The 11,659-nt window shown below is 74.0% G+C and carries 11 protein-coding genes; 4 read left to right on the plus strand and 7 right to left on the minus strand.

The window, feature by feature from the left end; translation table 11 throughout:
• Positions 1 to 118: 118 nt before the first annotated feature.
• The 4 genes from mshC to ACFXDJ_RS17415 all read right to left on the minus strand — a co-directional run bounded on the left by mshC (position 119) and on the right by ACFXDJ_RS17415 (position 3,748).
• Entirely contained in the window at positions 119 to 1,348 is a 1,230-nt protein-coding gene (gene mshC, locus ACFXDJ_RS17400) for a cysteine--1-D-myo-inosityl 2-amino-2-deoxy-alpha-D-glucopyranoside ligase (protein ID WP_384660444.1), read from the minus strand.
• 173 nt (positions 1,349 to 1,521) lie between these two features.
• Complete coding sequence (locus ACFXDJ_RS17405) at positions 1,522 to 2,358, minus strand: SCO1664 family protein (RefSeq protein WP_384849536.1); 837 nt, start codon at positions 2,356 to 2,358, stop codon at positions 1,522 to 1,524.
• Complete coding sequence (locus ACFXDJ_RS17410) at positions 2,322 to 2,912, minus strand: DUF3090 domain-containing protein (RefSeq protein ID WP_330295577.1); 591 nt, start codon at positions 2,910 to 2,912, stop codon at positions 2,322 to 2,324. Before ACFXDJ_RS17410 ends, ACFXDJ_RS17405 begins: the two co-directional genes overlap by 37 nt.
• A 101-nt stretch (positions 2,913 to 3,013) precedes the next feature.
• Positions 3,014 to 3,748 (minus strand): histidine phosphatase family protein, encoded by a 735-nt coding sequence (locus ACFXDJ_RS17415; RefSeq protein WP_384660441.1) that lies wholly within the window; start codon positions 3,746 to 3,748, stop codon positions 3,014 to 3,016.
• Between the two features lie 80 nt (positions 3,749 to 3,828).
• Between ACFXDJ_RS17415 and corA the strand changes: the two genes are divergently transcribed.
• A complete protein-coding gene (corA, locus tag ACFXDJ_RS17420; protein ID WP_384849450.1) occupies positions 3,829 to 4,794 on the plus strand; it encodes a magnesium/cobalt transporter CorA in 966 nt (321 codons plus the stop codon).
• A 27-nt stretch (positions 4,795 to 4,821) separates the two neighbouring features.
• Here the strand turns inward: corA and ACFXDJ_RS17425 are convergent, their stop codons facing one another.
• Complete coding sequence (locus ACFXDJ_RS17425) at positions 4,822 to 5,610, minus strand: ferritin-like domain-containing protein (RefSeq protein WP_384660435.1); 789 nt, start codon at positions 5,608 to 5,610, stop codon at positions 4,822 to 4,824.
• Between the two features lie 193 nt (positions 5,611 to 5,803).
• Positions 5,804 to 6,853, minus strand: a complete 1,050-nt coding sequence (locus ACFXDJ_RS17430) for an LLM class F420-dependent oxidoreductase (RefSeq protein WP_384660433.1) — start codon at positions 6,851 to 6,853, stop codon at positions 5,804 to 5,806.
• A 120-nt stretch (positions 6,854 to 6,973) separates the two neighbouring features.
• Here ACFXDJ_RS17430 and ACFXDJ_RS17435 point away from each other — a divergent pair, with 120 nt between their 5' ends.
• The gene (locus tag ACFXDJ_RS17435) at positions 6,974 to 7,966 is read left to right on the plus strand and encodes an aldo/keto reductase (RefSeq protein ID WP_384660430.1); all 993 of its coding nucleotides are present in this window, start codon (positions 6,974 to 6,976) and stop codon (positions 7,964 to 7,966) included.
• The gene (locus tag ACFXDJ_RS17440; protein ID WP_384660427.1) at positions 7,963 to 10,530 is read left to right on the plus strand and encodes a helix-hairpin-helix domain-containing protein; all 2,568 of its coding nucleotides are present in this window, start codon (positions 7,963 to 7,965) and stop codon (positions 10,528 to 10,530) included. The genes ACFXDJ_RS17435 and ACFXDJ_RS17440 overlap by 4 nt, the downstream gene beginning before the upstream one ends.
• Before the next feature lie 67 nt (positions 10,531 to 10,597).
• Here the strand turns inward: ACFXDJ_RS17440 and ACFXDJ_RS17445 are convergent, their stop codons facing one another.
• On the minus strand, positions 10,598 to 11,299 hold the full coding sequence (locus ACFXDJ_RS17445) for a hypothetical protein (RefSeq protein ID WP_384660424.1): 702 nt from the start codon (positions 11,297 to 11,299) through the stop codon (positions 10,598 to 10,600).
• 47 nt (positions 11,300 to 11,346) lie between these two features.
• Here ACFXDJ_RS17445 and ACFXDJ_RS17450 point away from each other — a divergent pair, with 47 nt between their 5' ends.
• Positions 11,347 to 11,535, plus strand: a complete 189-nt coding sequence (locus ACFXDJ_RS17450; RefSeq protein WP_243333977.1) for a DUF5703 family protein — start codon at positions 11,347 to 11,349, stop codon at positions 11,533 to 11,535.
• The last annotated feature ends 124 nt before the right edge of the window (positions 11,536 to 11,659 follow it).

The following is an 11,659-nucleotide window of genomic DNA, read 5'->3' on the forward strand; positions in this document are numbered from 1 at the left end:
GCCCGGCGCCCGCGCGCCGCGGGGGCGGGCGCGGCCGGGCCCCCCCGCGGGCGCCGGGCCCCCGCCGCCCCCCCCCCCCCCGCCGCCCCCCCCCCCCCCCCCCCGGTTCCGGCAGTGGTTACAGCGCCACGCCGAGCAGCGCGTCCACCGTGCGGGAGACCAGGCCCGGGGCCGTCTCGTCGTCCTCGTCCGTGGCGAGCTGGCGCTCGACCCAGCGGTCCACGGCCGCGAGAGCAGCGGGGGCGTCCAGGTCGTTGGCGAGGGCCTCGCGGACCTCTTCGACCAGGGCGTCGGCGGGGGTGCCGTCCGGGCGGGAGACGGCCGCGCGCCAGCGCTCCAGGCGGGCCACCGCCTGGGCGAGGACCTCGTCGGTCCACTCCCAGTCCGCGCGGTAGTGGTGCGAGAGCAGGGCCAGGCGGATCGCCGCCGGGTCCACGCCCGCCCGCCGCAGGGCGGACACGAAGACCAGGTTGCCCTTGGACTTCGACATCTTCTCGCCGTGCAGGGCGACCATGCCGGCGTGTACGTACGCCTTGGCCATGGGGAACTCGCCCGTCAGCACCTGGGCGTGCGAGGCGCCCATCTCGTGGTGCGGGAAGGCGAGGTCGGAGCCGCCGCCCTGGATGTCGAAGGTCATGCCCAGGTGGTCCAGGGCGATGGCCACGCACTCGATGTGCCAGCCGGGGCGGCCTCGGCCCAGGGAGCCGCCGTCCCAGCTGGGCTCGCCCGGGCGGGCGGCCATCCACAGCATCGGGTCGAGCGGGTTCTTCTTGCCGGCGCGGTCGGGGTCGCCGCCCCGCTCCGCGGAGAGCAGGCGCATGGCTTCGGCGTCCAGGTTGGAGACCTTGCCGAAGTTCGCGTCGGACTCGACCGAGAAGTAGACGTCACCGTCGAGCTCGTAGGCGGCGCCCGCGTCCCGCAGCCGTTCGACCAGGGGCACGATGCCGGGTATGGCCTCGACCGCGCCGATGTAGTGCTGCGGGGGCAGCATCCGCAGGGCGGTCATGTCCTCGCGGAACAGGGCCGTCTCGCGCTCGGCGAGCTCGGTCCAGTCCTGGTTGTCGCGCAGGGCCCGCTCCAGCAGGGGGTCGTCGACGTCCGTGACGTTCTGGACGTAGATGACCTGCCGCTTGGTGTCGAGCCACACGCGCTGCACGAGGTCGAACGCGTTGTAGGTGGCCGCGTGACCGATGTGCGTCGCGTCGTACGGGGTGATCCCGCAGACGTAGATTCGGGCGACGGGACCGGGGGCGAGGGTGATCGTCCCCTGGGTCGCTGTGTCGTGGATCTGGAGGTCGCGGCCCTTGCCAGGAAGGGCGGGGACCTCAGAAGCGGGCCAGGCATGCATGCGTCGAGCCTAACCGGACGGGTGTTCCTCAAACGAACCGGACCTGCACTGTTGGCTTGATCGGCGCTCTTGCGTCATGGCCGGTTCTGTGCGTACGGGCCCTGCGGGCCGCGGCCGGGCCCGGAGGCGGCTCGGACGCGTCCTGACGGGCTCGGACGGGCGGGCCGGTGCGCTCAGACCGGCGGCCAGGGGATCGCCGGCCACTGTCCCGACGGCTGCGGATGCGTTCCGGTGCGCAGCAGCAGGGCCACCCGGGCCCGTACGGCGTCCAGCTCGGCGGTGGTGACCAGTTCCGCCAGTCGGGTGGCGAGGGGCTCTCCTGGGGCCAGCCGGGCCTCCAGGGAGGCCAGCACGGACCGGGCCTCCTCGGTCAGCGGCTCCCCCGCCCACCCCCAGAGCAGGGTGCGCAGTTTGTCCTCGGTGTGGAAGGTCACGCCGTGGTCGATGCCGTAGAGCCGTCCGTCGGGGGCGGGCAGCAGGTGGCCGCCCTTGCGGTCGCCGTTGTTGATCACGGCGTCGAGGACGGAGAGTCGGCGAAGCCGCTCGTCGTCGGCGTGGACCAGGAGCGCGGTGCGGCCTTCGCCGACCTCGGCGAAGGCGACGGGCCGCCAGCCCTCCGCCGCTTCCTCGCCCTCCACGAGCGCGAGGAGTCCGGCTTCCGGGGACTCCCCCGTCTCGATCCACTGCTGGACCATGCCCTCGCCGTAGGGTCCGTCGCGCAGCACGGTCGGGGGCACCAGCCCCCAGCCGGTGGCCTCGGAGACCAGGTAGGCGGCGACCTCGCGCTGGGCGAGGTTCCCGTCGGGGAAGTCCCACAGCGGGCGCTCGCCCTTGACCGGCTTGTAGACGCAGTCGGTGCTCACGCCCCCGCGCGCGACGCTGCACAGCAGGACGGCGTTGGACGCCTCGCGGATCCGGCCGACGACCGTGAGCTCGCCGTGGGCCAGCAGTTCTTCCAGTTCCCCCGTGGTGCTCACGCCTGGCGCCGGTAGCCGTTCTGGCGCGGGCAGACGTGCCCTTCCGGGTCCAGCGGGAGGCTGCACAGCGGGCAGGGCGGCCGGCCCGCGTTGACCACGTCCAGGGCCCGCTTGGCGAAGGCCCGGGCCTGGGCGCCGGAGAGGCGCACGCGCAGCATGGGCGGGCCGTTCTCCTCGTCCTGGAGGAGGCGCTCCTCCGCCTCGGCGAGGTCCTCTTCCGAGTCGGCGTCGAGTTCGACGAGGGCCTGCGCCTCGACGATCATGCGCTGTTCCTCGCCGTCCCAGGCCAGGGCCATCGTGCCGACGCGGAACTCCTCGTCGACGGGGACGTCCAGGGGCGCGGTGTCGGTGACTTCGGCAGGGGCCACGGCCGGGACCGGGGCATTGCCGCCGGTGCGCCGTACGACCTCGTCCAGCAGCTCGTCCATCCGCTCGGCGAGCGCCGCGACCTGGGTCTTCTCCAGGGAGACGCTGGTCACGCGAGGGCCGGCGGAGGCCTGCAGGAAGAACGTACGGCGGCCAGGCAGCCCGACCGTGCCCGCCACGAAGCGGTCCGGCGGGTCGTAGAGGAACACCTGACGGGGCACGTCCAGTCTCCAAGTGTCCGGGGGTCCCCGGACGGGGTCCGGGGAGGCAGGGGCAGGGCTGGGCCCATGGGTTGGCCCGTCCAGCCTACTGCGCCGTCCGATCACACCGCGCCCGCGCCGCCTCCCACGACCGCTTCGCCGCCGGCTTCCGCCGCGTCCTGGGACGCGGCTTGGGACGCGGCGGCGTCCCCGGCCGGGGTTTCGCGGGGCGTGAACGCGGCGAAGTCGCCGGTGTCGCCGAGCCGGAGCAGGAACGGCCGGGTCGGCGTGTAGCGGATCGCGGTGACCGAGCAGGGGTCGACGTGGATCCGCTGGAAGAGGTCGAGGTGCATGCCGAGGGCGTCGGCGACAAGGGACTTGATGATGTCCCCGTGCGAGCACATCAGGAAGACGGCGTCGGCGCCGTGCTCCCGCTCGACGCGCGCGTCCCAGTCCCGTACGGCGTCCACGGCGCGGGCCTGCATGGCCCGCATGGACTCGCCGCCGGGGAAGGCGGCGGCCGACGGGTGCTGCTGGACGATGCGCATCAGGGGTTCTTCGGAGAGTTCGGAGAGTTTGCGGCCCGACCAGTCGCCGTAGTGGCATTCGCCGATGCGCTCGTCGGTGTGGAGTTCGAGTCCGGGCCGGGCGGCCAGCAGCGGGGCCAGGGTCTGGGCGCACCGCTCCAGCGGGCTGGTGACGGCGGCGGCGAGCGGTACCCCGGCGAGCCGTCCGGGGAGCGCCGCGGCCTGCTCCTCGCCGCGCTCGTCCAGGGTCACCCCCGGGGTCCATCCGGCGAGCAGTCCGGCGGTGTTGGCGGTGGACCGCCCGTGTCGTACGAGGATCAGCGTGGCCATGGGGCCAGCCTATGCGGTCGGGCCGGTGTGCGGACGGGGTGCGGGCAGGGAACAATGCCCGGGTGATTGTGGACTGCGCGATGTACCGGAACGGCCGCCGCTCCCAGGCGCCCGAGGACCTCTCGGATGCCCTGGACGAGGCGCGGGCCACCGGCGACGCTTTTCTCTGGGTGGGCATGCACGAGCCGACGGAGATGGAATTCGAGCACGTCAGCGAGGAGTTCGGGCTGCACAAGCTGGCCGTGGAGGACGCGCTGACCGCGCACCAGCGGCCGAAGCTGGAGGTCTACGACGATTCGCTCTTCGTGGTCCTCAAGCCGGTGCTCTACGACGACGGCGCCGACACGGTGAGCACGGGCGAGCTGATGGTGTTCATCGGCGACTCGTTCGTGGTCACGGTCCGGCACGGCGAGGGGGCCGCGCTGGCCGCCGTGCGCCGTCGGCTGGAGCAGGAGCCGGAGGTGCTCAAGCACGGTCCGACGGCGGTGCTGTACGCGGTCTCGGACGCGGTGGTGGACCACTACATCGAGGTGGCGGCCGAGCTCCAGGCGGATCTGGAGGAGCTGGAGGCGGAGGTGTTCTCGCCGAACCCCGCGGACACCAAGAACACGGCGGCCCGGATCTACGGCTTCAAGCGGCAGGTCCTGGAGTTCCGCCGGGCCACGAGCCCGCTGCTCCAGCCGATGGACCGGCTGGCCTTCGGGAACGTGCCCTTCGTGCACGAGCACGCCCAGCCGTTCTTCCGCGATGTCGCCGACCACCTGACGAAGGCGAACGAGTACATCGAGGGCCTGGACCGGCTGCTCTCGGACGCCCTGGCCGCGCATCTGGCGCAGATGGGGGTCCGGCAGAACGACGACATGCGCAAGATCTCGGCCTGGGCGGCCATGGCGGCGGTCCCGACCATGGTGGCGGGGATCTACGGCATGAACTTCGAGAACATGCCGGAGCTCAAGCAGGGCTGGGGCTATCCGGTGGTGCTCGTGGTCATGGCGGTCATGTGCGTGGGGCTGCACCGCATGTTCAAGCGCCGCGGCTGGCTCTGACGCGGACGGCTCCCACTCGGACGGCCGTCAGGCGAACTCGGGCGCCGTCGTCGGTACGCCGCCCAGCGCGTTCATGCGCTCCGGCGGGCTCAGGGCGACCATCCGGTGCCAGCCGCCGAACCGCTCGTATCCGTACGCCCCGCGGATCCCGGCGGCGAGCGCGGCCGATTTCGCGGCGGGCCAGCGCAGCAGGCGGCCCATGTGGCCCATGACGGCGAGGCTCACGTCGCGGTAGACGGCGATCTCGGCGAGCGCGCTCTCGCGCAGCACCCGGTGGATGGTCCGGGCGTGGCCGGCGCGGGCGAGGCGCAGGAGTTCCTCGTGGCAGTAGGCGAGGTGGTTGTCCTCGTCGGCGCTGATCATGCGGACGGCCTTGCCGAGGTCGGGGTGGTCCCCGAAGTGGCGGACCAGCATGAGCATCTGCTCGGAGGCGCGCTGTTCGGTCACCCGGCTGTGGGCGAGGTAGACGACGACGTCCTCCTCGCGCAGGGCCCGCTGCCCGCGCAGGAGCTCGTGCGCCAGGCCGATGCCGCGGCGCTCCAGCAGCATCGTGTAGTCGGTCTCGGGCGGGACGGGTACGGGCGCCAGGCCGCGCTTGCGCATCAGCGCGTCGAAGATCCGGCCGTGCTTGTCCTCGTCGGCCCCGTGCCGGGTGATCTTGGGCGCGAGATCGCGCATGGAGTCGGGGACCAGTGCGGCGATCCGGGCGTTCTCCCAGCCCCCCTGGGCCTCACCGCCTGCGGCGATGGAGCAGAACAGCTGGAAGGAGTCGTCGTGGTCGACGATCTCCTGGAACAGGCTGCGCGCAGAGAGCATGCATCGAGTCAAAAGCCGATCGGCGGACCGGGCAACCGGGTGCGCCGCACGGCTCGGCCGAATGAACGAGCGCGACCGGTGGCCCGGGACGCGTAACCATGTGGGCACCGGACGCGTTGTTGGCTGTGTCGGCCGTGGCGGGGAAGACCCCCCGAGCCCCCACCACGGCCGCAGAGCACGCGGTCCCGGTCCGTCAGGCGAGGCCCGCGATCTCCATGGCCTCGGTGCCGGCCCGCAGGGCGGCGATCCGCTCGTCCAGGGTGAAGCCGGCCGGGGCGAGCGTCAGGGTGTTGACCCCGGCCTCCGCGTAGGCCCGCATCCCGTCCGCGATGCGCTCGACGGGGCCCAGCAGGGTGGTGGAGTCGATCAGCGAGTGCGGGACCGCGGCGGCCGCGCCCTGCTTGTCGCCCGCCAGGTACTTGTCCTGGATCTCGGCGGCCTCCTTCTCGTAACCCATGCGCTGGGCGAGCTGGTTGTAGAAGTTCTGCTTGCGGCTGCCCATGCCGCCCACGTACAGGGCGGTGTACGGGCGGAACATGTCCGCGAGGGCGGCCACGTCCTCGCCGAGGGCCAGCGGCACGGTCGGGCAGACGTCGAAGCCGTCCATCGTCAGTCCGGCCTTCTCGCGGCCCGCGCGGATGTGCGTGAGCGCGGTGGCCTCCAGGTGCTCGGCGGCCGGGAAGATCAGCAGCGCGCCGTCGGCGATCTCGCCGGTCTGCTCCAGGTTCTTGGGCCCGATGGCGGCGATGTAGAGCGGGATGTGCTCGCGCTCGGGGTGCACGGTGAGCTTGAGGGGCTTGCCCGGGCCGCCGGGCAGCGGCAGGGTCCAGTGCTCGCCCTCGTAGGACAGCCGCTCGCGGCTCATCGCCTTGCGGACGATCTCCACGTACTCGCGGGTCCGGGCGAGCGGCTTGTCGAACTTCACTCCGTACCAGCCCTCGGAGACCTGCGGTCCGGAGACTCCGAGGCCGAGCCGGAAACGGCCCTTGGTGAGGGAGTCGAGGGTGGCGGCCGTCATCGCGGTCATCGCGGGCTGGCGGGCCGGGATCTGCAGGATCGCGGAGCCGACGTCGATCCGTTCGGTCTGGGCGGCGACCCAGGCCAGCACGGTCGGGGCGTCGGAGCCGTAGGCCTCGGCGGCCCAGCAGACGTCGTAGCCGAGGCGGTCGGCCTCCTGTGCGACGGCGAGGTTGTCGGCGTCCATGCCGGCGCCCCAGTAACCGAGATTGATGCCGAGCCGCATGCGCAGTCCCCTTAATGACTTAACCGGGTGGGTACTCAGGTACTCATCAGTAACGTAGGTCTGCGGGGACTCTAGCGCGCCCGGGTGCCCCGCGTCAGTGCCCCAGTAGTCTCAGCGTCCATGGAGCAGAGGCATCTCGGCCGCACCGGACTGCGCGTCTCCCGGCTCGGTCTCGGCACACTGACCTGGGGCCGGTCGGCGGACGGACCGGACGAGGCGGAAGCGGCCGCGCAGTTGAAGACGTTCTGGAACGCGGGCGGCACCCTCGTCGACACGGCCGACGTGTACGGGGGCGGGGAGGCGGAATACCTCCTCGGGCAGCTGACCGGTTCCGTCGTGCCGCGGCGGGATCTGGTGATCGCCACGAAGGCGGGCGGGGTCGCGGACCGGGACCGCCCCTTCGACTGTTCCCGCGGCCATCTGCTGGCCGCGCTGGACGAGTCCCTGGCCCGTCTGAACACGGACTACGTCGACCTCTGGCAGGTCCACGCCTTCGACCCCGGGACCCCGCTGGAGGAGACCCTCCAGGCGCTGGACCTGGCGGTCAGCAGCGGCCGGGCGCGGTACGCGGGGGTGTCGAACTTCAGCGGCTGGCAGCTGGCGAAGGCGGCGACCTGGCAGCTCGCGGCGCAGGGGGTGCGGACCCGGCTGGCGTCGACCCAGATGGAGTACTCCCTGCTCCAGCGGGGCGTGGAACGCGAGGTCGTGCCGGCCGCCCTTGACCTGGGCGTATCCCTCCTCCCCTCGTCCCCGCTGGGCCGGGGCGTCCTGACGGGCAAGTACCGGGCCGGTACCCCGTCCGACTCCCGTGGCGCCTCGGAAACCCTGGCGGCCTTCGTGGACCCGTACCTGGACGACGCGGCGAGCCGGATCGTGGACGCGGTGGCCACGGCGGCCCACGGGCTGGCGGTGACCCCGCTCCAGGTGGCCCTGGCGTGGGTCCGGGACCGCCCGGGCGTGGCCGCGCCGATCGTCGGCGCGCGGACGTCGGCGCAGCTCGGGGCGGCCCTGTCGGTGGAGACGCTTAGTCTTCCGGAGGAGATCCGCCGAGCTCTGGACGACGTCTCGGCGCCTGTCCACCGCTATCCCGATCAGGACTGGAGCACCTTGTGAGCGAGACCGCCGCCGACACCGCCACCGCGGAAGCTGCGGGGGCCCCGGACTCCGCCGAAGCCCCGGAGCCCGAGGCCGACACGACGTCGCCACCGACCGAGACCCCGGAACCCGGCGGCACCGGCACCGGCGAAGCCGAGGACGCTCCGGCCGCCGGGTCCGGCGAAGCCGGGGACGCTCCCGCCACGGAGGCCCCCGCCGCTGGGGCCGGCGAAGCCGGGGGCAGTGACCCGGAGTCAGCTCCTTCCGTCGAAGCCGGGAGCGGTGACGGGGAGTCGGACCCCGCCGGTCCGGACCCCGACGCAGCCGAGCCCGCCGGGGCGGCCGCCCTGGACCCGGACTCCGGCGCAGCCGGGAGCGGTGACCCGGCGGATGCCGGTCCGTCCGGCGAATCCGGGGCGCCCGCCGACGGGGACGGCTCCGGCGCAGCCGGGAGCGGGGACGGGGGGCCGGGGGCAGAGCCTCCGGTTTCGGGAAGGGGCGGGGCGGGGGACAGCCCCGCAGGGTCCGGCGACGGGGAAACCGGCGCCGACTCCGCGCAGGCCGCTGAGGCCGACGCCGAGGCCAAGCCCGCGCTGAGCGAAGCGGCGGCGGAACTGGCCGCGCAGAAGATCGAGCGGGAGCGCATCGCCCGCCGCAAGGCCGAGCGCGAGGCTCCCATCGAGGCCGGGGCGAAGCTCAGCGGGACGGCCGCCGAACTGCTGGCCGCCGTACGGGCCGTGGAGGGTGGCGGCCGTCCTCCCGCCCCGCCCCGCCGCCCGGCTCAGGCGCAGCCACAGGCGCAGGCAGCGCCTCCGGAGGCACCCGCGCCGGAGCGTGCCCCCGCCCCCGCGCCCACGCAGCCGCGGGAGCCCTCCCCCGACGCCGACGCCAACGCCGACGCAGTCCAGGCGCTCCGCGCCCTCCTCGCTCGCGGCGGCGCCCCCGAGTCCCTGGCCCCGCAGGTGGCCACCGCGCTCGGCGCCGATGCCGCCGGGCAGCTGGCCGAGTCCCCCTGGCGGCTCCTCGCCGTCGCCGGGGTCCGCCCGACCCAGGCCGACGGGTTCGCCCGCGCCCTCCTCGGCGCCGACGACACCGGCCCCGGGGACGAGCGGCGGGCCGCCGCGCTGGTGGGCTGGCTGCTCGGCCAGGCCGCCGCCAAGGGGCACACGGTGCTCGACGCCACCACCCTGGAGTCCGCCCTCGCCCAGTACGGCGTGCCGGACCCCGCCGAAGCCCTGGAGGCGGCCGTCGGGGACGGAGCCGTCCTCACCTTCGAGGAGCCGGTCGGCCCGCCCGTCGCCGAGGACGAGGAGCAGCCGGTACGCATCCTCGTGGGCCTGGAAGGCGCCGCCATGGCCGAGGAGAGCCTCGCCGAGGGCCTGGCCCGGCTCGCCAACACCTTCACGGACCCCGCCGACTGGGACGAGGCCGCCGGCGGCAACCGCAACGGCCCCGGCGCCGAGCTGATCCGCGCCGTCGCCGCGCACGGCCTGGTCACCCACACCGGCGGCGAGGCCGCCCGCGCCGAGCCCTTCGCCCTGCTCGCGGCCGCCCGGGAGGCGGGTCTGCGGGCCTGCCTGGCCACGCACGCCCCGAACGCCGGGGGCGGAGAGGGAACCGTCACCGTGGCCGGTCTGTTGGCCGGCGCCGAGGGCCCCGGCCGGGACGCGGACGGGCAGTTCGCGCTGGACCTCCTCATCGTCCTCGACGCCCCGCAGCTGGACGTGGAGACGGCGGCGGCGCTGGTGGAGTCCCTGCCCGACGGCGCCCGCCTGGTGCTGTCCGGCGATCCCGGGGTGCTCGGCAGCGCCGGCCCCGGCCGGGTCTTCGCCGATGTGCTCGCGGCCCGCGCCTTCCCCCAGCTCGTTTCCCGGGTCCCGGACCCCGGCCCGATCGGCGAGCTGGTCTCCGGGGTCGGGATCGGGGAGCTGAACCAGGTGGACGCCCCCGGCAAGGAGGTCGTCATCGTTCCGGTGCGCGATGCCGGTGAGGCCGTGCACCGCACCGTGCAGCTGGTCTCCGAGTCGGTGCCCCGCGCCTTCGGGATCCCGGCGGACGCGGTCCAGGTCATCACCCCGGGCCACGGCGGCTCGGCGGGTACCCGGGCGCTCAACGCCGCCCTCAAGGAGCGGCTGAACCCCGGTCCCGGCCGGTTCGGCGGCTTCGATCCGGGCGACCGGGTGGTCCACGTGCCCTCCGCCGGGCGGGCGCTGCCGGCCCGGGTGGTGTCGGCCGACGCACAAGGGCTGCATCTGGAGGGCGCCGCGGGCGCGCGGATCCTCGTACCGAAGGAGCGGGTGGAGTCCCAGGTGCGGCACGGCTGGGCCGTGACGGCGCACCAGGCCGTGGGTTCGCGCTGGCCGGCCGTGGTCGTCGTACTGCCCGGGGACGCGGCGCAGGCCCTGTCCCGGGACTGGGTGTACACGGCGTTCGGGCGCGCCGGGCGTCACCTGTCGGTGGTGCACGGGGTGGACCAGGCGCTGCCGCGCGCGGTCGCGGAGGTGCCCCCGAAGCCCCGTACGACCCGGCTGACGGCCCTGCTCCGGGCGCTCGCCGCGGCGGCGGAGGCCCTGCCCGAGTAGGAGACGCGCCGCGGCCCCCGTCCCGGGTGGGACGGGGGCCGCGGTGTTTCCCGTGTGCGGGGCCCGGTCAGGCGGGGGTGAGGCCCGGCCGCGCCGCCTCGTCGTCGGGCTCGTCGGCGTCTTCGGCGTCGGCATCGGCGGCGTCAGCGTCTTCGTCGTCTTCGTCGTCCAGCTCCTCGTCGAAGACCGAGCTGACGTCGAAGCGGTGCATCACGTCCTGCGGATCGATGTGCGTGAAGGGCGTGCTCAGCCACTCCCCCGGTTCCGTGATCTCCTCCGAGGCGGCGATCCAGAGCGTGGAGTCGCCCTCCTCCAGACCGAAGTCCTTGGCACGGGAGGCGATCTCGTCCGGCTCGTACTCGCCGAAGAGCACGCCGATCGCGTCGGCGGTGCCGCCGTCCTGGTCGAGTTCGGCATCGCGGTCGTGCGCGACGACCCGCTCGGCCTGGGCGATCAGGCGAGCCGGTTCGACGACGGCGTAGTCGCGGCGGATGAGCACGCTGAAGGCGGCGGGCGCGGCGGGCCCGGTGTACGGGAGCCCGTCCTCGGGAGTGGGGATCTCGAACGGGGTGACCTCGTCGTAGCGGTCGTAGAGGAGTTCGTCGTACTCCTCGGCGGCGGCGGCGAGTTCGTTGAACGCGGAGTAGACGTCGGGATCATCGTCCCCGATCCTGCTCTCGACCGCGGCGAGGTGACGGTCGAGCGCGGCCTTGACCGCCTCGGCGGCGGCGCGTACCTCGGCAACAGTGGGCAGAGCGGCATCAGACATAGTGCAGACGCTATCCGTAGCAGGCCTCTCCCGGCACAATAGATGCGATGCCGGAATACGAATTTGTCGACTTGTACGTGCCTCGCGGGGTTCCACGCCAGGAAACGACCCGCCTGTTGACCGAACACGCCGAGTACGGGCATTGGGAGCTCGACCGGCTGACCCTGCTCCGGGACGGCAGTCGCCGCGTGCGACTGCGCCGCCGGATCATCCGTCAGGTCCGCGCGACCTGGTGACCCGGATCCGCGTCGCGGGTACCGCCCGGCCGGGGCCGGCGGGCCCCCCGCCGCGGGGGGTCCGGGGGTGCAGCCCTCCGGGGGCGTCGCGCGCCCCGCGGGAGAGCAAGGCCCCCCCCCGCCG

The sequence above is a fragment of the Streptomyces sp. NPDC059443 genome, assembly GCF_042750105.1.
Taxonomy (GTDB): Bacteria; Actinomycetota; Actinomycetes; order Streptomycetales; family Streptomycetaceae; genus Streptomyces.